The organism is Serratia sp. AS12, from assembly GCF_000214195.1.
Classification (GTDB): domain Bacteria; phylum Pseudomonadota; class Gammaproteobacteria; order Enterobacterales; family Enterobacteriaceae; genus Serratia; species Serratia plymuthica.
Genome location: NC_015566.1, coordinates 19,616 through 41,217 on the forward strand (window position 1 = coordinate 19,616; position 21,602 = coordinate 41,217).

The 21,602-nt window shown below is 58.7% G+C and carries 18 protein-coding genes; 8 read left to right on the forward strand and 10 right to left on the reverse strand.

Annotation, left to right across the window (positions count from 1 at the left end; all coding sequences use genetic code 11):
* Positions 1-13: 13 nt before the first annotated feature.
* The 7 genes from SERAS12_RS00090 to SERAS12_RS00120 form a co-directional block, all read right to left on the reverse strand.
* Entirely contained in the window at positions 14-1,282 is a 1,269-nt protein-coding gene (locus SERAS12_RS00090) for an MFS transporter (protein WP_013810939.1), read from the reverse strand.
* Between the two features lie 108 nt (positions 1,283-1,390).
* The gene (locus tag SERAS12_RS00095; RefSeq protein WP_013810940.1) at positions 1,391-2,350 is read right to left on the reverse strand and encodes a sugar kinase; all 960 of its coding nucleotides are present in this window, start codon (positions 2,348-2,350) and stop codon (positions 1,391-1,393) included.
* A 5-nt stretch (positions 2,351-2,355) separates the two neighbouring features.
* The gene (locus tag SERAS12_RS00100; protein WP_013810941.1) at positions 2,356-3,108 is read right to left on the reverse strand and encodes a sugar phosphate isomerase/epimerase; all 753 of its coding nucleotides are present in this window, start codon (positions 3,106-3,108) and stop codon (positions 2,356-2,358) included.
* Between the two features lie 183 nt (positions 3,109-3,291).
* The gene (locus SERAS12_RS00105; protein ID WP_041415800.1) at positions 3,292-4,308 is read right to left on the reverse strand and encodes a LacI family DNA-binding transcriptional regulator; all 1,017 of its coding nucleotides are present in this window, start codon (positions 4,306-4,308) and stop codon (positions 3,292-3,294) included.
* Positions 4,309-4,464: 156 nt separating this feature from the next.
* Positions 4,465-5,124, reverse strand: coding sequence for an OmpA family lipoprotein (locus SERAS12_RS00110; protein ID WP_013810943.1), 660 nt, complete (start codon positions 5,122-5,124; stop codon positions 4,465-4,467).
* A 132-nt stretch (positions 5,125-5,256) separates the two neighbouring features.
* Positions 5,257-5,691 (reverse strand): N-acetyltransferase, encoded by a 435-nt coding sequence (locus SERAS12_RS00115; protein ID WP_013810944.1) that lies wholly within the window; start codon positions 5,689-5,691, stop codon positions 5,257-5,259.
* Complete coding sequence (locus tag SERAS12_RS00120; protein ID WP_013810945.1) at positions 5,688-6,254, reverse strand: DNA-3-methyladenine glycosylase I; 567 nt, start codon at positions 6,252-6,254, stop codon at positions 5,688-5,690. The genes SERAS12_RS00115 and SERAS12_RS00120 overlap by 4 nt, the downstream gene beginning before the upstream one ends.
* Before the next feature lie 198 nt (positions 6,255-6,452).
* On the opposite strand from SERAS12_RS00120, the gene SERAS12_RS00125 reads away from it, so the two are divergent.
* The gene (locus tag SERAS12_RS00125; protein ID WP_013810946.1) at positions 6,453-8,441 is read left to right on the forward strand and encodes an autotransporter domain-containing esterase; all 1,989 of its coding nucleotides are present in this window, start codon (positions 6,453-6,455) and stop codon (positions 8,439-8,441) included.
* Here SERAS12_RS00125 and SERAS12_RS00130 read toward each other — a convergent pair.
* Entirely contained in the window at positions 8,425-9,768 is a 1,344-nt protein-coding gene (locus SERAS12_RS00130; protein ID WP_013810947.1) for an MFS transporter, read from the reverse strand. The two genes, SERAS12_RS00125 and SERAS12_RS00130, sit on opposite strands and share 17 nt — an antisense overlap.
* A 263-nt stretch (positions 9,769-10,031) precedes the next feature.
* On the opposite strand from SERAS12_RS00130, the gene glyQ reads away from it, so the two are divergent.
* Both glyQ and glyS read left to right on the forward strand, forming a co-directional pair.
* Positions 10,032-10,946 (forward strand): glycine--tRNA ligase subunit alpha, encoded by a 915-nt coding sequence (glyQ, locus tag SERAS12_RS00135; RefSeq protein WP_006321728.1) that lies wholly within the window; start codon positions 10,032-10,034, stop codon positions 10,944-10,946.
* Between the two features lie 9 nt (positions 10,947-10,955).
* Positions 10,956-13,025 carry a glycine--tRNA ligase subunit beta gene (glyS, locus tag SERAS12_RS00140; protein WP_013810948.1) on the forward strand — a complete coding sequence of 690 codons (2,070 nt, stop codon included), beginning with the start codon at positions 10,956-10,958 and terminating at the stop codon, positions 13,023-13,025.
* A 39-nt stretch (positions 13,026-13,064) separates the two neighbouring features.
* Here glyS and SERAS12_RS00145 read toward each other — a convergent pair whose 3' ends face one another.
* Positions 13,065-14,111, reverse strand: coding sequence for a Fic family protein (locus SERAS12_RS00145; RefSeq protein ID WP_239440970.1), 1,047 nt, complete (start codon positions 14,109-14,111; stop codon positions 13,065-13,067).
* Positions 14,112-14,294: 183 nt separating this feature from the next.
* Here SERAS12_RS00145 and SERAS12_RS00150 point away from each other — a divergent pair, with 183 nt between their 5' ends.
* The 4 genes from SERAS12_RS00150 to SERAS12_RS00165 all read left to right on the forward strand — a co-directional run bounded on the left by SERAS12_RS00150 (position 14,295) and on the right by SERAS12_RS00165 (position 19,322).
* Positions 14,295-15,014, forward strand: coding sequence for a DUF3053 domain-containing protein (locus SERAS12_RS00150; protein ID WP_013810950.1), 720 nt, complete (start codon positions 14,295-14,297; stop codon positions 15,012-15,014).
* Between the two features lie 532 nt (positions 15,015-15,546).
* Complete coding sequence (locus SERAS12_RS00155) at positions 15,547-17,466, forward strand: PTS mannitol transporter subunit IICBA (RefSeq protein ID WP_013810951.1); 1,920 nt, start codon at positions 15,547-15,549, stop codon at positions 17,464-17,466.
* A gap of 58 nt (positions 17,467-17,524) precedes the next feature.
* Complete coding sequence (locus tag SERAS12_RS00160; RefSeq protein WP_013810952.1) at positions 17,525-18,676, forward strand: mannitol-1-phosphate 5-dehydrogenase; 1,152 nt, start codon at positions 17,525-17,527, stop codon at positions 18,674-18,676.
* A gap of 94 nt (positions 18,677-18,770) precedes the next feature.
* Complete coding sequence (locus SERAS12_RS00165) at positions 18,771-19,322, forward strand: MltR family transcriptional regulator (protein ID WP_041415802.1); 552 nt, start codon at positions 18,771-18,773, stop codon at positions 19,320-19,322.
* Here the strand turns inward: SERAS12_RS00165 and SERAS12_RS00170 are convergent.
* Positions 19,319-19,927 carry a LysE family translocator gene (locus SERAS12_RS00170; RefSeq protein ID WP_013810954.1) on the reverse strand — a complete coding sequence of 203 codons (609 nt, stop codon included), beginning with the start codon at positions 19,925-19,927 and terminating at the stop codon, positions 19,319-19,321. The genes SERAS12_RS00165 and SERAS12_RS00170 overlap by 4 nt on opposite strands.
* 139 nt (positions 19,928-20,066) lie before the next feature.
* On the opposite strand from SERAS12_RS00170, the gene SERAS12_RS00175 reads away from it, so the two are divergent.
* Complete coding sequence (locus tag SERAS12_RS00175; RefSeq protein WP_013810955.1) at positions 20,067-21,533, forward strand: PLP-dependent aminotransferase family protein; 1,467 nt, start codon at positions 20,067-20,069, stop codon at positions 21,531-21,533.
* Positions 21,534-21,602 lie beyond the last annotated feature (69 nt).

Sequence of the window (21,602 nt, forward strand, 5' to 3'; positions counted from 1 at the left end):
AAGTATAACGAGATCAGGCTACTTGTGGATGAACCTCGTTGCGGGCGGGTTTGACGATCAGCGTCACGACTACCGCCACGACCAGCGCTATCGCCATAAACATATAAGAAGCGGACGGGTTGCCGGTCGCGCCGTTCAGGTAGCCGACGAACCAGGAGCCGAAGAAGGAGCCCAGCGCACCCATGCTGTTGATCAGCGCCATCGCGCCACCGGCGACGTTTTTCGGCAGCATTTCCGGAATGATGGCGAAGAAGGGTCCGTACGGGGCATACATTGCCGCACCGGCGATCACCAGCAGACCGTAGGAAACCCAGAAATGGTTGGTGCCGACGGCATAGGAACCGAAGAACGCCAGCGCGCCGATCAGCAGCAGCGGCCAGACGAACAGTTTGCGGTTCTGCATTTTGTCCGAGGCCCAGGACACCAGGATCATGGAGATAGTCGCCGCCAGGTAAGGCACCGACGACAACCAGCCGGCTTCCACCATGCCCATTTGCATGCCGCTGCGCAGAATGGACGGCAGCCACAGCACGAAGCCGTATACGCCGATGCTCCAGGCGAAATACTGTACGCACAGCAAGATGACGTTGCGTGAACGGAAGGCTTCACCGTAGTTGCGCACCGCCTTGATGCCTCTCTGCTCCTCGTCAAGCTGCTTCTGCAGTGCAGATTTTTCGTCTTCGCTCAACCATTTGGCCTGCGCCGGCTTGTCTTTCGCCAGCACCCACCAGCAGAAGGCCCAGAGTACCGCCGGAATACCTTCGATGATGAACATCTCGCGCCAGCCGAAGGCGTGGATCAGGTAGCCGGAAACCACCGACATCCACAACACGGTGACCGGGTTACCGAGGATCAGGAAGGTATTGGCGCGTGAACGTTCTGATTTGGTGAACCAGTTGCTGATGTAAATCAGCATCGCCGGCATCACGGCGGCTTCCACCACGCCGAGAATAAAGCGAATGGCGGCCAGCATCGGGATATTGCTGACCACGCCGGTCAACGAAGCGCAGCCACCCCACAGGATCAGGCACCAGAAGATCAGTTTTTTTACGCTGCGGCGTTCGGCATAGATCGCGCCGGGAATTTGGAAGAAGAAATAGCCAAGGAAAAACAGCGCGCCCAGCAGCGAGGACATGCCTTTGGTTATGCCCAGATCGTCGTTGATGCCGGCGGCTGAAGCAAAGCTGAAGTTAGCGCGGTCGAGGTAGGCCAGGCTGTAGGTGATAAACACGATGGGCATGATGTACCACCAGCGTTTGGCCGCGAGAGTGACTGTATTCATGTTCAGATTCCTCAGTGTCGGAGTGGTGCTCTCCCGGCGAGTCTGGTTGTAGGGCCAGAGGTGTGTGCCGTTCGGAGAAGGCTGTTAACTGTTTTATGTTTGTTATTTTTATTCAGCCAGTGCCGCGCGGGTTGGCAACCCTTCGCTGTCGCCGATAGCCTGGATCGCCAGCGAGCCGATTTTATTGCCGCGTTGCACCGCCTGTTTCAGCGTTTTGCCCTCCAGCAGGGCGCTGATCGTCCCAACGGCAAAGCCGTCTCCCGCACCTACGGTATCCACTACGTTGCTGACTTTGATCGCCGGCACCGTGGCCCGATCGCCGGCGGCGGTTTTAAACCAGGCGCCGTCCGGGCCGGTTTTGATGATCACCGCTTGCACGCCGCGTTCCAGGTAGAAGTCGGCGATGCCTTCCGGCGTGGATTGGCCGGTAAGGATTTGCCCCTCTTTGAGCCCCGGCAGTACCCAGTCGGCAGCGAACGCCAGCTTGTTCAACTGGTCGATCATCACCTGTTGGCTGGACCACAGCACCGGGCGCAGGTTGGGATCGAATGAAATGGTCTTGCCCATGGCGCGCATTTCACGGGCGGCATGGTTGCACAGCTCCAGCGATTTGCCGGACAGGGCCGCAGCCACGCCGCTCAGGTGCAGATGACGTGCGGAGCCGAAGTAGTCGCGGTTAAAGTCGGCGGTCGACAGGTGGCTGGCCGCTGAGCCTTTGCGAAAATATTCCACGCTGGGATCGGTACCATCGGTGGTTTTCGATTTGATCTGAAAACCGGTCGGATAGTTGCCGTCTACTGTGACTTGCTGGAAGTTAATGCCTTCTTTTTTCAGCTGTTGCACGGCGAAACGGCCGAAAGCGTCGTTGCCGACCCGGCTGACCCAGCCCACGTTCAGGCCCAGGCGCGCAAGGCCAATCGCCACGTTCAGTTCGGCACCGGCAATGCGTTTGGTGAAGGTCTCGACTTCAGCCAGATCGCCGGTTTGCGTGGCCACGAACATCGCCATGGCCTCACCCAGCGTAACTACGTCCAATGGCGCATTACGCGCCGCTGTCAGCGTTGTCATGATGTTTACTCCGCACGCAGAAGGTTAACGTAGTGGCGGGTAACGGCTTCCAGGCTGTCACCCTGCAGAGGGAATTCGATGCCGCGCGGCGCGTCCAGCGGCAGACGGGCCAGCAGATCGCGCCAGCTGCCGTCGGTGTCGTCCAGCGCCACTGCGCGCCAGCCGCGCGGGCCGTGGGTGGCGGCTTTAACGTGAACATAGCTGACGTGGTTCGCCAGGCGTTCTGCGGCGGCGAAGGCGTCTTGCTCCACCCAGTGCCAGTTGGCCATATCGAACGTCATGCTGACCGGCAGGTGGTTGTCTTCCGCCGCATGGAAAAAGGCATTCAGCAGCGACAGAATGCCGCAGTCAGGGGTCTGGTCATTTTCCACCACCAGGTTGACCGGGTGCTGCTCCAGCGCCACTTTCAGTTCGGTAAAATCGAAGCCCGGTTGGTAATGCCCAAGGGAGAGCTTCAACTGACGTGCATGCAGCACCTGGGCTTCGGCCAGCAGCGCCGGCAGGTTTGGGTTCAGCGTATGCTGTGGGGTAAACAGCGCTTCAGGAGCGGAATAAACGGCAAAAAGCTGCTGCTGTTCAATCGCCTGAGCCAGCGCCGGCAGGCTTTCCAGCTCCTGAGCGGAAAACAGCTCGCGGCGGATCTCCACGCCATCAGCGCCCGCCCCGGCAATGATCGGCAGTAAAGCGGCTTGCCCACCCTGTTGCTGAACCACATCGGTGCCGTATGCGCCGGTCACTACGATAATTTCTCTTTTCATTTTGGCTCCTGAGGTGGCGTTATTCCCACCGCTGCTGTTAAGGGTACGTTAAATGGAACCGGTTCCAGGTGAAAGCGACAGAATGTAAAAATATGATCGCAATCACGAACATGAGCAAAAAATAGTCTTTCGGAGGAGGCGGAGAGGCGCCGTAAACCGCGCCACTGCTGGGGAAAGAGGAGGTTAGCGGGTGGTGGAGCCGCGCACGATCAGTTCACCGGAGAACATCTGTTCGCCGATAGGCGCATCCAGGCCCTGAATACGTTGCACCAGTTGTTCCAGCGCCGCGTGGCCCATTTGATAGGTCGGCTGCTTCAAGGTGGTGATGCCTACTCCCGCCAGTTCGGCCCATTCCAGCTCGTCAAAGCCGAGCAGGCCGATATCGCTGCCCCATTGAATGCCCAACCGGCGCATGGCGCGCGCTACCTGCAACGTCAGCGCGCCGTTGGCGGACATCACCGCCTTGCGCATACCGCGGTGGCGGGCATTAAAGCCGCTGAGCACGCTTTCCAACTGCTTCAGGTCGTTAAGCGGCGTCTCGGCCTGTTCGGCCAGCAGCCCGTCATGTTGCGCCATGGTTTGGTTAAAGGCGTGCAGCCGCTCCAGCCGGGTATTGACCGTGCCGATGGGTTCGCTGAGAAACAGGATGGCTTCGAATCCCTGCTGCAACAGATGTTCGGTGGCGGTGGTCGCCGCCTCATGGTTGTTCAGGCCGACCACGTCGCAGGCGAAATCAGGGATTTTTCGGTCGATCAGGACCATCGGCAGCATGGATTGTTGCAGCGTCGACAACGCTTCTTCACGCATGCCGACGGCGTTGACCACGATGCCCTCCACCCGGTAGCTGCTGAGCAGCTGCAGGTAGTGTTGCTCCTGATTGACCTCGTTATTGGTGTTACACACCAGCAGGGTAAAGCCGTGTTGACGGCAGGCGGCTTCGATACCGCGCATGACGTCCACCGAGTAGGGGTTGGTGATATCGGCGATGATCAGACCAATCAGGCGCGTTTGCCCGCCCTTCAGGCTGCGGGCCATCTGGCTCGGCCGGTAGTCGAGCTGGTGGATTGCCTGTTCGATGCGCTGTTTGAGATCGTCAGAAAGCAGGTGCTGCTCACCATTCAGATAGCGCGATACGCTGGTCTTGCCGGTTTTGGCGGTTTTCGCCACATCGCTGATGGTGGCGCGCCCCGAGGCGCGCATTGCCTTAACAGTGCTCACTGCCGATCTCCCCTGCGGTTAATTGCCAAGGAGACTACCACACCCGGCGCGGAGCCGGGAATGCTGAATGGCAGGTTGTGTGTGACTAAGGGATGGGCGGAAAGCGAGAAGCGGCGGGGCTTGGCGCCCCGCACGGGATTACTGCAGCGGACTGAGGGTGATCTCGACGCGGCGGTTTTGCGCCTTGCCTTCCGCCGTGCTGTTGGAGGCGATCGGATTATCCGGGCCTGCGCCTGAGGTGCGGATGCGGTTTGCCGCCACGCCCTGGGTGATCAATGCGCTACCTACGCCGTCGGCGCGCTGCTGCGACAGGGTCATGTTCAGGGAGCGGGAACCGGAGCTGTCGGTGTAGCCGATCACGTTAACCGCCGTTTTTGGGTATTCCTTCAGCACCATGGCAACGCCGGTCAGGGTGTTGGCACCCGCCGGTTTCAGGGTAGCGCTGCTGCTGTCGAAGGTGACATTGTTCGGCATATTCAGCACGATATTGTCGCCCTGGCGGGTGACGCTGACGCCGGTGCCTTTCATTTTGTCGCGCAGCTTGGCTTCCTGCACGTCCATGTAATACCCCGCGCCGCCGCCCAGCGCAGCGCCGGCTGCTGCGCCGATCAGCGCACCTTTGCCGCGGTCTTTTTTCGACGAGGAGATCATGCCCACGCCGGCACCCAGCGCCGCACCAAGGCCGGCGCCAATACCGGATTTACCGGCTTCAGATTCCCCGGTGTACGGGTTGGTGGTACAGGCTGACAGCGTGAGCGCAACGCTCACCGCGCCGGCAATAATCGCAATGCGTTTCATGTTTTTTCCTTAACAAGCGGATAGAAGCTGAGCCTGTTATCAGGGAAAAATCAGAGGAATACCATGCAGCGGATTCTGAATTGACCGCACCCCGGTGCGGGATGCGTTATTTTTAAGCGAAATCGACAGAATTCAGACGGCCGGCGGCCAGTTCATGATCAGCGTATAAGCCTGGGTTTCTTCATTGAACAGCCGTTGGGATATCTGAAAACCCTGCTTGCGGTAGAACGCGCAGGCACGCAGATTTTGCTCGTATACCTCCAGACTCAGTTGGGGATAGCGCTGCTGTACGTGCGTCATCAGCGCCTGGCCGACGCCGTGGCCGTGAAAGGCCTGTTCGACAAACAGCGCCCCGATAAAACGGTCATCCAGCACGCTGATAAACCCGACGATCTCCCCTGCGTGGCAATACACCCAGCTTTGCGCCCGCGGCAGATAACTATCCCGCACCAGCACCGCGCTTTCCCGCCAATAGCTTTCCACCACGAACGGGTGGGCGGCGATGGTGCTGGGTAACCACAGGGCCATCAGCCGCGGCATATCGGTCGGGCGGCAGGGGCGGATCATTTCTGCTTTGGGTAGCAAATACACCCGGTCAGATGATCGTTCACCAACCCGCAGGCCTGCATAAAGGCGTAACAGATGGTGGAGCCGATAAATTTGAAGCCGCGTTTTTTCAACGCTTTGGACAAGGCATCGGACAGCTCGGTTTTCGCCGGCACCTGGCTCAGCGCTTGCCAGCTGTTGAGCTGTGGCTCGCCACCGACAAAGCCCCAGATAAAGGCGGAAAAATCTTCGCCGGCCGCTTCCATGGCCAAATAAGCTCTGGCGTTGGTGATGATGGCTTCGATTTTGCCGCGATGGCGGATGATGCCGCTGTCTTGCAGCAGCGTTTCCACGTCCTGCTCGGTCATGGCCGCCACCCGTTGCGGATCGAAATTGTGGAAGGCGCGACGGTAATTTTCACGCTTTTTCAGCACAGTGATCCAGGAAAGCCCGGCTTGCTGGCCTTCCAGGCACAGCATTTCAAACAGTTCGCGCGCATCGGTGGTCGGTGCGCCCCATTCTTTATCGTGATAGTCGAGATATAACGGATCTGCCGTCACCCAACCGCAACGTTCGCTGGCCATACTGCCTGTCCTTAAGCTGTGTTTATTTACAGTAATCATCGCCTGAAGCGGCAAGCTTGGCAAGCCCCTGATTGTTTTATCATCAACTGGCTTGACGTGACGGAAAAGCCAGCAATATTTACTAGATGGCCGCAGGCAAAAAAAGGCCAATGATAAAAAACGGGTTTCCTTCATTTGCTGGCTCTCAGGAGTCTCTTCATGCCTCTAAAAATAACTCGCATGCACCGCCCGGCGGTGCTTGCAGTGGCGATATTATGCAGTATGACTACCCCGGCGCTGGCCTATGACCAGGTTTACGTATTTGGCGATAGCCTGAGCGATACCGGCAACAATGGCCGCTTTACCTACGACGGCAATAAACACCTGTTGTATGACGAAGTGCTGGCGCAACGCATCGGCGCAGCATTGGTGGCGTCGGACGACGGTGGCTACAACTATGCCGGCGGCGGCGGTGTGGCGGTGCCGGCGCTTAACCCGGCGGACAATACTCAGGATCAGGTGCAGAGCTACCTTGTCAGGGCCAATGGCCGGGCCGATGGCGACGGTCTGTATATTCACTGGATTGGCGGCAACGATCTGGCGGCGGCGGCGTTAAACCCGACAACCGCGTCGGGCGTGGCCTATAACAGCGCAGCCGCCGCCGCAGTGCAGGTTCGTTCGCTGTTGAATGCCGGCGCCGGTACGGTGATCGTACCGACGGTACCGAATATTGGTTCAACGCCGCAGCTGATGGAGCTGATTATCCAGCAGGCGCTGACGCCGGTGCAGGGTGCCGCAGTCCAGGCGGCCTATGCCACTCTCAATTCGCTGACTACGCCGGATAATGCTTCGCGCACCCAGGCTATCCATCAGGCGCTGACTTCCGCCGCCGCACAGGCCAGCGCAATCCCGCAGGTGCAGCAGGCGATCGCCGCACAGCTGATTGCCGCCTTTGACAGCCTGAGCGCTCAGGCCGCGCAACTGACCGATTTTTATAACCAGAGTGAGGATCGCCTGCTGGCGCAGGGCGGTGGCAATGTTGTTCGCGTCGATGTGAACACGCTGTTCGCCGAGGCGATAGCCAATCCGGCGCAGTTTGGCTTCGCCAATACCGCCGGCATGGCTTGTCCGGCTGGAGTGTCGTCGGCGGTGTGCAGTTCCGCCGCGCCAGGCTTCGACGCCAGCCAGTCCTATCTGTTCTCCGATCATTTTCACCCCAGCCCGCAGGCGCATCTGTTGATTGCCGATTACATTCAGGCGGTGCTGGATGGCCCGGCGCAGGTGGTGGCGCTGAATCAGGCGACGGCGGCGATGGCGCGTGACAGCCGCGCGACGCTCGACAGCCGTTTCCAGCAACTGCGCAATGGCGACAACCCGCAGGGTGCGCTGGGCGTCTTCGGCGGCTATGCCGGGCAGCATTATGATTACTCAGCCAATAAGGCGGCGGGCGACGGCAACGCCACCACCCATAATATGACGGTTGGGGTAGATTATCAGTTGACCGAAGGCTGGCTGATTGGCGCGCTGATATCCGGTTCCAATGACGATCAACAGCCGTCCAGCCGCTATGAATACAAGGCGCGCGGCCTGTTGCTGTCGGCCTTTACCGCCCTTGATCTGTTTGAGCACGGCTGGGTGAATGCCGATCTGCACTACGCGACCATGGATTACGACGATATTCGCCGCAGCATGCAGCTAGGGCCGCTAACCCGCACCGAAACCGGCTCGACCTCCGGCAAGCAGTGGGGCGCACGCCTCACCGCCGGTTATGACTTCCCGATCACCGCTTATCTGACGACCGGCCCGATGGCGCAGTTTGCCTGGGATTACAGCAACGTCTCCGGTTACAGCGAGGATGGCAACAGCAGTACCTCAATGCGTTTTAACGACCAGACCTACCATTCGCAGATCGGCGCATTGGGCTGGCGGCTGGACACCCAATTTGGCCTGTTTAATCCGTATGCCGAGGTGAGCTATCAGCATCAGTTTGGCGACGATGTCTATCGGGCCGGCGGTGGGCTGAAGTCCACGCAGACCTCGTTCACCCGCGACAGCGCCAGCCAGGATAAAAACTGGGTGGATGTGACGCTGGGGGCGAACATGCCGCTGACTGACCAGGTGGCGGCGTTCGCCACCGTTTCGCAAACCGGCGGCCTGAGCAGCGGCGAGCAGTTTATGTATAACGTCGGCGTCAGCGCACGGTTTTGACGCTTAGGGGCGTAGATTCGGTGCCTGTGCTGATTCCCTGCATCTTCCTTTCCGGTTGCAGCAGGGTCATGCACAGCATGCTGCAGAACGATACCGCGGCGGTGGCGAAGAACATGGCACCATAGCCGTGGTGCTGTGCCAACCAACCGCTCAGCATCGGCGCGGTGATCGACGCAATATTGGCGATCGCCAGCGTCATGCCGCTGTAAGCGCCCACCGACGCCTTCGGCGTGACGTCGATCACCACCGACCAATACACGTTATTCACCAGCGCATTCAGCGCATTGCCCAACGTCATCAACAGAATGATTTCGGTCGCCGTGCTCATAAACGGGATCAGCAGGAAGCAGGTGGCGGTCAGCAGCAGCGTCACCGCCGCAAACAGGTTGCGCGCCAGCCGCAGGTTGTCAAAACGCCTCAGCAGCGCATCGGCGATACGGCCGCCGAGCAGCACGGTAAAGCAGGCACCGCTCCAGGGGATCATCGCTACATACCACAGCGAGTGCAGATCGTAATTAAAGGTGTCCTGCAGGTATTTCGGCCCCCAGGTGACCAGCACAAAGGTGACGTAGAGGAAAGAGAAGTAACCCAGGGCGTTAAACACCAGCGTGCGGTTAGTGAAAAATGCCCACCACGGCAGGTGCAGTTGTCGGCTGTCCGGTTCTTGATCGGCGCCGATGGTCGCCAGTTCGCTGGCGTTAACCAGAGGATGCTCCTGCGGCGTATCGGTAAAGACGCGGGCGAGCAGCAAAATGGCGATCAGCGAGAACAGGCCCAGCAGGATAAACATGCTGCGCCAGTCATCGGTCAACAGCAGCAGCCCTACCGCCAACGGTGCGGTGAGCAGTGAGCCCACCTGGGTACTCAACAGGCCGATGCCCAATGAAAATCCCCGTTCCTTGCGCGGTGCCCAGTTGGCGATGGTTTTGTTCATCAGCGCGTAGGCCGGGCCTTCGGCAAAGCCGAACATGATCCGCAGCGCGGCGAAGCCCATGATCGCCGAGCCACCGAACAGCGCCACCCCCAGCTCGCCGGCCCAGGCGGTGGCGATCTCCAGCAGCGACCACAGCGCACCGGCCATCAGCCAGACTTTTTTGGTGCCGATGCGGTCGGCCAGAAAGCCGCCGCACAGCGAACCGAACAAATAACCGAAGCCGAAGTAGCCCAGCACGGCGCCCAGTTGCGCCTTGTTGAAGTTGAATTCATGCGAGATATCGTTGGCGGCGAAGGATAACGCGCCGCGATCGACGTAGTTGATCAGCGCTATAAAAAACACCATGGCGAAAATACGGTAGCGATAGCGGCTGTCGGTTAAGGCGTTGGTCATCAGCGAACCTCCTGAAACGTTTGATATCAGGACGCTGCAAGGTTGGTGCCAGTCTCGGTGTCCGTTGCGGGACGGGGTATGGCGGCGGTGCGGGTACGTTGAACGGGCATCCTGCATGGGCATTTGCCCTGTGATGGTGCATGAAAAGGCGACGCATCTTCGCCGATTCGCACTTGTTGCCGGATTCTGGCTGTATATCTTACGGTCAACGGGTATACTGGCCCATTCCATATAAATCCACTTGTATCGCGTGCGAATTCAACATGCAAAAGTTTGATACCAAGACCTTTCAGGGCCTGATCCTGACACTGCAGGACTATTGGGCGCGCCAGGGCTGCACCATTGTTCAACCATTGGACATGGAAGTCGGCGCGGGAACCTCTCACCCGATGACGTGCCTGCGCGCACTTGGCCCAGAGCCGATTGCCGCCGCCTATGTGCAGCCGTCCCGTCGCCCGACCGACGGCCGTTACGGTGAAAACCCTAACCGCCTGCAACACTACTATCAGTTCCAGGTGATCATTAAACCGTCACCGGACAACATTCAGGAACTGTACCTCGGCTCGTTGAAAGAACTGGGTCTGGATCCGACCATCCACGATATCCGCTTCGTAGAAGACAACTGGGAAAACCCGACGCTCGGCGCCTGGGGCTTGGGCTGGGAAGTTTGGCTGAACGGCATGGAAGTGACGCAGTTCACTTACTTCCAGCAGGTCGGCGGCCTGGAGTGCAAACCGGTTACCGGCGAGATCACTTACGGTCTGGAGCGCCTGGCGATGTACATCCAGGGCGTGGACAGCGTCTACGATCTGGTCTGGAGCGACGGCCCGCTGGGCGTGACCACCTACGGTGATGTGTTCCACCAGAACGAAGTGGAGCAGTCCACTTACAACTTCGAGTATGCCGACGTCGACTTCCTGTTCTCCTGCTTCGAGCAGTACGAGAAAGAAGCGCAGTCGCTGCTGGCGTTGGAAAAACCGCTGCCGTTGCCGGCTTACGAACGTATTCTGAAGGCCGGCCACACCTTCAACCTGTTGGATGCGCGCAAGGCGATCTCGGTGACCGAGCGTCAGCGCTATATTCTGCGCATCCGCACGCTGACCAAAGCCGTTGCCGAGGCCTACTACGCTTCCCGTGAAGCGCTGGGCTTCCCGATGTGCAAAAAGAACGAGAACTAAGAGGCAGCCATGACTCAACAGACTTTCCTGGTGGAAATCGGCACGGAAGAGCTGCCGCCGAAGGCTCTTCGTTCACTGGCAGAATCTTTTGCCGCGAATTTTACCGCTGAGCTCGATAGCGCCAACCTCAAACATGGCGAAGTGAGCTGGTTCGCCGCTCCGCGCCGTCTGGCGTTGAAAGTGGCCAATCTGAGCGCCGCACAGGCCGATCGCGAAGTCGAAAAACGCGGCCCGGCGATTGCCCAGGCGTTCGACGCCGAAGGCAAGCCGAGCAAAGCGGCTGAAGGCTGGGCGCGTGGCTGTGGCATCACTGTCGATCAGGCCGAACGCCTGGTGACCGACAAAGGCGAGTGGCTGCTGTATCGCGCCCATGTCAAAGGTCAGTCCGCGCAAGCGCTGCTGGCAGGCATGGTCAGCACTGCGCTGTCCAAACTGCCGATCCCGAAACTGATGCGCTGGGGCGACTCCGAGGTGCAGTTTGTGCGTCCGGTACACACCGTGACCCTGCTGCTTGGCGATGAACTGATCCCGGGCACCGTGCTGGGCATCGATTCCGCCCGCACCCTTCGCGGCCACCGTTTTATGGGTGAAGCCGAGTTCACTATCGACAACGCCGACCAATACCCGCAGATCCTGCTGGAGCGCGGTAAAGTGATTGCCGATTACGAAGCCCGCAAGGCGCTGATCAAACGTGATGCCGAGCTGGCGGCGCAGCAGATTGGCGGTAAGGCCGATCTGAGCGAAAGCCTGCTGGAAGAAGTGGCCTCGCTGGTGGAATGGCCGGTGGTGCTGACCGCCAAATTCGAAGAGAAATTCCTGGCGGTGCCGGCGGAAGCGCTGGTGTACACCATGAAGGGCGACCAGAAGTATTTCCCGGTGTATGACGCCGCGGGCAAACTGCTGCCGAACTTTATCTTCGTGGCGAATATCGAATCCAAAGATCCGCAGCAAATCATCTCCGGTAACGAGAAGGTGGTGCGCCCGCGTCTGGCCGATGCCGAGTTCTTCTTCAACACCGACCGCAAAAAACGTCTGGAAGACAATCTGCCGCGTCTGGAAACCGTGCTGTTCCAACAGCAGCTGGGCACCCTGCGCGACAAGACCGATCGCATCCAGGCGCTGGCGGGCTGGGTTGCCGGCCAAATTGGCGCCGACGTAAACCACGCTACCCGCGCGGGTCTGCTGTCGAAGTGCGATCTGATGACCAACATGGTCTTCGAATTCACCGACACCCAGGGCGTGATGGGCATGCACTACGCGCGCCACGATGGCGAAGCGGAAGACGTTGCCGTTGCGCTGAACGAGCAGTATCAACCGCGTTTTGCCGGCGATGCATTGCCGGAATCGCTGGTGGCCTGTTCGCTGGCGATCGCCGACAAGATGGACACCCTGGCCGGTATTTTCGGCATCGGGCAACATCCGAAAGGCGACAAGGATCCGTTCGCTCTGCGCCGTGCTGCATTGGGCGTGCTGCGTATCATCGTTGAGAAAAACCTGCCGCTGGATCTGCAGACACTGACCGAAGAGGCCGTGCGCCTGTACGGCAGCAAACTGAGCAATGCCAAGGTCGTCGACGAGGTTGTCGAATTCATGCTGGGCCGTTTCCGTGCCTGGTATCAGGAAGAAGGCCACGCCGTCGACACTATTCAGGCGGTGTTGGCACGTCGTCCGACCAAACCGGCGGACTTCGACGCGCGCGTCAAGGCGGTGACCCACTTCCGTACGCTGGAAGAAGCGGCGGCGCTGGCGGCGGCCAACAAGCGGGTGTCCAATATCCTGGCTAAATCCACCGATACGTTGAACGATCGCGTTCACGCATCGGTATTGAAGGAAGCGGCCGAGATCCAACTGGCGACCCACCTGGTGGTACTGCGCGACAAACTGGAGCCGGTGTTCGCGGCAGGCGACTATCAGGATGCGTTGGTGCAACTGGCTGCCCTGCGCGAGCCGGTGGACGCATTCTTCGACAACGTAATGGTCATGGCCGAGGATGACGCCGTGCGCGTCAATCGCCTGACGCTGTTGAGCAAGCTGCGTGAGCTGTTCCTGCAGGTGGCGGATATCTCCGTATTGCAGTAAGCGGTTCTGTCGTGAAAAAGGCGCCTGCGGGCGCCTTTTCTATTGCTGGCGGCGCTGTGCTGCGCCTTCTGCGGTGAGCCGGTATTGTTGCAGACGGCTGTTGGGTTTATCCGGTAGCGTCATTTCGATCCATCCTGCATTCAGCGCAGGTTGCAGATAACGTTCGCGGAAAGATTTCCGATCCTGCAGTTGCAGTGCGCTCTGAATGGCCCCGCGCGACATCTCTCCCTTTAGCGCCGCTAACAGCTCGCCGACTTGAGGGGTGACTTGGGGGGTGACTTGGGGGGTAAGACTTTGCTCCAGCGCCCGCAAAATCATCTCCAGCATAAATTCCACAAAGGGTGCGCAGTCGGTGCGTTGGTTACTGGTATTGAGTGCCTGGTAATATCCGGATTGATTGTCATGCACCAGACTTTCAACCGGTACGTTGGCAAACAGCGGGTCCCAGCGTGAAAGAATTAACGTTTGCCACAATCTGCCCATACGCCCGTTACCATCGGCAAAGGGGTGAATAAATTCAACCTCATAATGAAACACGCAACTGCCGATCAACGGCGGCAGGTCTGTTTCTTGCAACCAGACCAGCAACTGATGCATCAACGGGGATACACGCTCTGCCGGCGGCGCCATGTGAATGACCGTTTTTCCGTTCATGACTCCGACGCCACCGCGACGATAATGCCCGGCGTCTGGCAGTAGACTTTCCATCAACATACGGTGTGCGGCGAGTAAATCCGCAACCCGGTGGGCACGCCAATGGTTCAGGTTTGCATAGCAACGAATGGCATTGAGGGCTTCCTGAATTTCCCGTGGCGGTGCAATGATGCGTTTTCCCGCGATGATGGCGGTAATCTGTTCTTCACTCAGGGTATTTCCTTCAATAGCCAGTGAGCCCTGAATAGTGCGGATACGGTTGATGCGACGCAGCCGTAGGGTGTGCTCCTGTTCGGCCTGCATCTTTAGGCGAGCCAGCGCAGCGCCCACATCGGTAGTCAGATGTAGAATGCGTGAGGTGATGGTCAACGGTGGCTGATAGGATGACATGCGCTGGTTGGCCCGGTGAGAAATGATACAAAAGTGTACCATGTGCCAGAGCCCGTGCAGTAGCCTGTTACCTTTGGGCAAGCGGCCTTTCACCACAGAATCGCAACCGAATGGTGAATCGCGTATCGGATCGCACTCAGTTGATCTATTCTTATAGGCGCACGGAGTGCAACAAAAGGGACGGAGTCCGATGAGAAAGCAGGTTTATAACAGGAGTTATGTCACATGGCGGTAGGGATCCAGAGCAGAGTTTTCGCGCGTTGGTTGGCCCCGGTATTGGCATTGTTGGTGGTCATGCAATTGACCGCCTGCGGCGATAAAGAGCCGGAACAACGCAAGGCGTTTGTTGATTACTTACAGAATACGGTTATGCGCAGCGGCGCGAAAATCCCGACGCTGAGCGAAGATCAGAAGCAGAAATTCGGCAACTATGCCGGTGATTACGCCATCCTGGTTGGTTTTTCCCAGCAGTTGTCCAAATCGCTGGATGCCAGCCTGACGCCGGCGTTGGATCAGATTAACCAGATCCGCACCGCGCAGGATTACATGAGCAAGCGCGACTCGCTGCAGCAATCCGTTGGGGCGCTGAACCTGTTGGGTCAGCAGATTCAGTCGGCCAAGTCACAGGCGGACACCTCTCGGGCAGCGCTGAAGCAACCTGACGATCTGAAAGCCGTTTATAATCAGGCGTATGACAAGATTGTCACCGGGCCGGCCAATGCGCTGATGCCGGTGATTCCTACTACCGCCAGTTTCGTTCAGGATCTGGTGCAGGTCGGGGATTTCCTGCGCACTCAGGGCAATCAGGTAAGCTTTAACAACAACGGCGTGCAGTTCCGTACTTCTCAGCAGGCAACGCAGTACAACACCATGATGTCGAATCTGGTAGCCAAGCAGCAGGATTTACTGAATGCACAGAAAACCGTTACTAGCGTAACCCAGTAATTGTTTTTAAGAGGCCGGCTTGCCGGCTTCTGTTATTTATCCCCCCAGCTTTCCAATAGCTTGCTCACTTCTTCTCCATCGCTTCTGTACTACACTTCAATTAGTCATCGTATTTCGTCATGTAGTTTTCTTACATTCATCACATCGCTATTTCCCGGCGGGATGAGTGCTCACAGGGAAGGTCTTCCTCAAACCAGGATTCGGTAGTCACTGATAAAATAAATTGTGATTAATGTCACAATTTAAAAACAAACACGCGACGATTAAGTGTGATGTTTATCACTGTTTTTGCGCATTTACGCGGGTTTTGTTCTCGTTGTGTTTTTTTTACACGGAGTAATTGTGATGAATATCACTATAAGTGCCCGGTGCATGGGGTGTTTAGTGTGACATTGATCACGAAAAGTCCGTGAGGTTCGCGTGGTAAAAACAGCGTGATAGAGTCCACTCGCAGACAGCACCAACACGGCTGGATCGTAACAACAATAATCACGCGCTCTATTGTCAGCGCGTAACAATAGGGGTGTGTTTTATGTTTTCACCAGACATCAAAGTCAAAGTTCAGAACTTTGGCCGCTTCTTAAGCAACATGGTGATGCCCAACATTGGCGCATTTATCGCATGGGGTATCATCACCGCGTTATTCATTCCTACCGGCTGGCTGCCGAATGCAACTCTGGCCAAACTGGTTGGCCCGATGATCACTTACCTGCTGCCGTTGCTGATCGGTTTCACCGGTGGGCGGTTGGTGGGGGGTGATCGTGGCGGGGTCGTCGGTGCCATCACCACCATGGGGGTGATCGTCGGTGCAGACATGCCGATGTTCCTCGGGGCGATGATTGCCGGCCCGCTGGGCGGCTGGTCGATCAAGCATTTTGACCGCTGGGTCGACGGCAAAATCAAAAGCGGCTTCGAGATGTTGGTGAACAACTTCTCCGCCGGCATTATCGGCATGTTGCTGGCGATTTTGGCATTTATGGCCATTGGCCCTCTGGTGGAAGTGCTGTCGAAACTGTTGGCGGCCGGCGTACATGTGATGGTGGTGAATAACCTGCTGCCGCTGGCGTCAATCTTCGTCGAACCGGCGAAGATCCTGTTCCTGAACAACGCCATCAACCACGGTATCTTCTCGCCGTTGGGCATTCAGCAGGCCACTGAGGCCGGCAAGTCAGTGTTCTTCCTGATTGAAGCCAACCCGGGCCCGGGCATGGGCGTGCTGATGGCTTACATGTTCTTCGGCCGTGGCAGCGCCAAACAGTCTGCAGGCGGTGCGGCGATCATTCACTTCCTCGGCGGTATCCACGAAATTTACTTCCCGTACGTGCTGATGAATCCACGCCTGCTGCTGGCGGTGATCCTGGGCGGCATGACCGGCGTGTTCACTCTCACCCTGCTGAACGGCGGCCTGGTTTCTCCGGCTTCCCCTGGCTCCATCCTGGCGGTACTGGCGATGACGCCAAAAGGCGCTTACTTTGCCAATATTTCGGCGGTTGCGGCGGCCTTCGCCGTGTCCTTCGTGGTCTCCGCTTTCCTGCTGAAAACCTCCAAAGTGAAGGAAGAGGACGATCTGGAAGAAGCGACCCGCCGCATGCAGGAGATGAAATCTCAGGCTAAAGGCGGTGCTGCAGCGCACGCCGCGGTGGACGGCGACCTGACTACCGTACGTAAAATCATCGTCGCCTGCGATGCAGGCATGGGCTCCAGCGCCATGGGCGCCGGCGTGCTGCGCAAAAAAGTGGCGGACGCCGGGCTGAAAAACATCTCCGTGACCAACAGCGCCATCAATAGCCTGCCGGACGATGTGGATCTGGTGATCACCCACCGCGATCTGACCGAGCGTGCGATGCGCCATGCGCCACAGGCCCAGCACATCTCGCTGACCAACTTCCTTGACAGCAAGCTGTACAGCGATCTGACCGAACGTCTGGTGGCGGCCAACAAAACCACCGATAACCAGCAAAAAGTCATCAGCACGCTTGACGACAGCTTTGAAGCGACCGAGCAAAACCTGTTCAAACTGAGCGAAAGCAACGTGTTCCTTAACCTGCAGGCCAGCGATAAAGAACAGGCAATCCGCTTTGCCGGCGAACAACTGGTTAAAGGCGGCTACGTAGAGCCGGAATACGTCCCGGCGATGCTGGAGCGTGAAAAACTCACCTCCACCTATCTGGGCGAGTCGATCGCGGTGCCGCATGGCACCATCGAAGCCAAAGACCGGGTGCTGCGCACCGGCGTAGTGTTCTGCCAGTATCCGCAGGGCGTGCGCTTCGGGGATGAAGAGGATGAAGTGGCGCGGTTGGTTATCGGCATTGCCGCCCGCAACAACGAACATATCCAGGTGATCACCAGCCTGACCAACGCGTTGGATGACGAAGGCGTCATCGAGCGGTTGGCGAATACCACCAGTGTGCAGGAAGTGCTGGACCTGCTGGGTGGCAAAAAAGTCGGATAACAGAATCATTTTAAAGGGTGCAGCTTGCTGCACCCTTCGACATTGGAAAGGTAGGAATATGAAAGCATTACATTTCGGTGCAGGGAATATCGGGCGTGGTTTTATCGGCAAGCTGCTGGCGGACGCGCACGCCGAACTGACCTTTGCCGACGTTAACCAAAGCGTGCTGGACCTGCTGAACAGCCGCAAAAGCTATCAGGTTCACGTCGTGGGTGAGCAGGCGCGGGTTGAGAGCGTGAATAATGTCAGCGCGGTTAACAGCGGCAGCGAAGAGGCGGTGGCGCTGATCGCCGAAGCGGACATCGTGACCACCGCCGTCGGTCCGCAGATCCTGGCTAAAATTGCCGGCACTGTCGCCAAAGGACTGATCAAACGCCATCAGCAGGGTAACACTCGGCCGCTGAACATCATCGCCTGCGAAAACATGGTGCGCGGCACCAGCCAGTTAAAACAGCACGTGTTCGACGCGTTGCCGCAAGATGAGCAGGCGTGGGTCGAACAGCATATCGGTTTTGTCGATTCGGCAGTGGACCGCATCGTGCCGCCGGCGGAAGCGGGCAGCGACGATCCGCTGGAAGTGACGGTAGAAACCTTCAGCGAGTGGATTGTCGATCAGACCCAGTTCAAGGGCCAACCACCGGCGATCGCCGGCATGGAACTGACCGATAACCTGATGGCGTTTGTCGAACGCAAGCTGTTTACGCTCAATACCGGCCACGCCATCACCGCTTACCTTGGCCAACAGGCCGCTCTGCTGACCATCCGTGATGCGATCCTCGACTCGGCTATCCGCCGCGTGGTGAAAGGCGCGATGGAAGAGAGCGGTGCGGTGCTGATCAAGCGCTACGGCTTTGACGCCGACAAGCACGCAGCCTACATCGACAAAATCCTCAGCCGCTTTGAAAACCCGTATCTGCACGATGATGTCGAGCGCGTGGGCCGCCAGCCGCTGCGTAAACTGAGCGCCGGTGACCGCCTGATCAAACCGCTGCTGGGCACGCTGGAATATGGCCTGCCGCACGACAACCTGATCCAGGGTATCGCCGCCGCAATGAGCTACCGCAGTGAGCAGGATCCGCAGGCGCAAGAGCTGGTGGAGTTGTTGACCAAACTGGGGCCAAAAGCGGCTCTGGCGCAAATTTCCGGCCTGCCGGTTGAAAGTGAGGTTGTAGAACAGGCGGTTGCTGTGTATAACGCCATGCAAAAGTAGATTCAGTATGACGAATCCACGGGCGCGGCAAGCTGCGCCCCCATACCCCGACTTCAGCATTGACGGCATCTCCCAGGCCATTCGAAAAGCGACGATGATCGAGCCACAGGCATTTGAAAATCAGGTTCTGGAAAAGCTGAACGCAGGCAAGACGGTGCGCAGTTTTCTGATCGCGGCGGTAGAGCTGCTGGCGGAAGCGCTCAACGTGTTGGTGGTTCAGGTGTTCCGCAAGGACGACTATGCGGTGAAGTATGCCGTTGAACCGCTATTGTCCGGCGCCGGCCCCTTGGGTGAGCTGTCGGTGCGCCTTAAGCTGATGTATGGGCTGGGCGTTATCTCGCGTCATGAGTACGAAGATGCCGAACTGCTGATGGCGATGCGCGAAGAGCTCAATCACGACGGCTCGGAATACCGCTTTGTCGACGATGAAATCCTCGGCCCGTTCGGCGAACTTCACTGCGTGGCCGCGCTGCCGCCGGTGCCGACTTTTCTGCAGCCCGGCGAGGCGGAAGAATCGCTGATCGCCATGCAGCGTCAGCGATACCAGCAGGTTGTGCGTTCCACCATGGTGCTGTCGATTACCGATCTGATCGCCGGCATCGGCGCCAAACAACCGTCCCGGCTTTCTCCTCTCGGCCGCGGTTAAGCAAAGGCCGAGCGCCACTCATCGAACAACAGCCACAGCGCCGTTACCGCCATCAAACCCGCCATCGTCGCGTTAAACAGCCGCAGCTTCCAGGTGACGCGCAGCGCATCGCGCAGGCGATCGCCCAGCGCCGCCCACACCAGCACGCAAGGGATATTCAAGGCGACAAAGCCGGCAACGAGCATTAGCGTGTGGCTAAGACTGGTCCCTTCGCGCGGGGTGAACAGGATCGCGATGTTAATGGCCATCAACCAGGCTTTGGGATTTACCGCCTGGAACAGCGCGCCGTTGAGCAACCGCATCGGCTGCGCCTGCTGTTTGGCATCCGGCGAGGTTGCCTGGAATAGCTTCCACGACAGCCACAGTAAATAGGCGCAGCCAATCACCGCCAGCGGGAAACGGATCGCCCCGGCCCAACTTAGCACCAGCGCCAGCAGGCTGGTGGTCAGGGCCAACTGTACCCCACAACCAAGGCTGATGCCGAACACCATCGGCAGGGTGCGGCGCAGGCCGAAGTTGACCCCAGAAGAGGCCAGCAGCAGGTTGTTGGGGCCGGGGGTGATCGACATCACCGTGACATAACTGATAAAGGCGGTGTCCAGCATAACGGGTTCCTTAAACGACACAGTAGCAAAGGAACCAGCATAAAACCTGCGAGCGGATGGTGACAGAGCCAGAAACCCGCTATTGTTACGGGTACAGTTTTGTAAGAAGCAAACTGTACCCATTACCTGGAGAGAAACTGTGACCCTGCTCGATGAAATGCCTGAAACGCGTTATCAGCAACTGGCGGATACCCTGGCGCAGGCCATTCGCCGCGGTACGCTGCTGCCCGGCAGCCGTTTGCCTTCGGTGCGTCGCTGCGCGCAGGCCCACAGCGTCAGCATCAATACCGTGGTGGCGGCCTACCGCGCGTTGGAAGACCGTGGGCTGATCGAAGCGCGGCCACAGTCTGGCTTCTATGTACGCAGCACGTTGCCGGCGCTGAAAGCCGCCTCGCAGCCCAGTAGCCGGATAGAGCCGCCGGCGGACGACGTGCTGGCGCTGATCGACACGGTGTTTGCCGCCCAGCAGAACCCGGCGTTCACCAACCTGTCGCTGGCCTGCCCGCAAACCTCTGATTTTTATCCGGGCGGCAAACTGGGGCGGATGCTGTCGTCTCAGTTGCGTCGCCAGCCCGATCTGATCGGCAAGTACGCGTTGCCGCCCGGCAGTTTGCGGCTGCGCCAGCAGATCGCCCGCCGCTCGATGACGTTGGGTATGCTGGTGGAACCTGGCGATATCACCCTGACCCACGGCTGCATGGAGGCGCTGCAACTGGCGTTGCGTGTGACCACCAAGCCGGGCGACTGTATCGGGCTGGAGTCGCCGACCTATTTTTATCTGCTGCCGCTGCTGGCCAGCCTCGGGCTGAAGGCGCTGGAAATCCCGACCGATCCGCAGCATGGCCTGTCGCTGGACGCGCTGGAGCTGTTGTTGAATGAGAAGCGGCTGGATGCGGTGATCGCCATGCCGACGGTGCAGAATCCTCTGGGTTGCACCATGCCGCTGGCGGCCAAAAAGCGGCTGGCGCGGCTGATGAACGATCATCAGGTGCCGCTGATTGAAGACGGGCTGTACGCCGAGATTCAGTTCGGCGGCGCGCTGTCGCCGGCGGTGAAATCTTTCGATCGCGACGGCTGGGTGCTGTTTTGCTCCAGCTTTACCAAGACGCTGGCGCCGGATTTCCGCATCGGTTGGATCGCCGGTGGGCGTTTCAACGAAGCGCTACGCAAGCTGAAGGCGGTGTCATCGATGGCGGAATCACATCTGTTGTCGGAGACGCTGGCGATGTTCCTGGAAACCGGCGGCTACGATCATCATTTACGCAACCTGCGTAAGCGCTACGCCGCCCAGGTGGAGGAGGCACGTGCGCTGATTGCCCGCCATTTCCCACGCGGCACGCGGGCGACGCAGCCGGCGGGCGGTTTTGTGTTCTGGGTCGAGTTGCCGGACGGGGTCGACAGCGTGGCGCTGTTCCATCAGTTGCTGGAGGAACAAATCTGCCTGACGCCGGGCACGCTGTATTCCCCCAGCGGCCGCCACCGCAACGGGCTGCGGCTCTCTTGCTGCTATCCGTTTAATGCACGTTATACCCAGGCGCTGGCGCGCGTGGGGGCGAAAGCCTGTGAGATGAGCGGATTGCCGCCGGGAATCGAGCAAGGCGAGTAACTGCGTGCGCATTTTGCTACAATGTGGGCATCATTGATTAGCGTGCCGTACAGGCACAGACAGGCCATA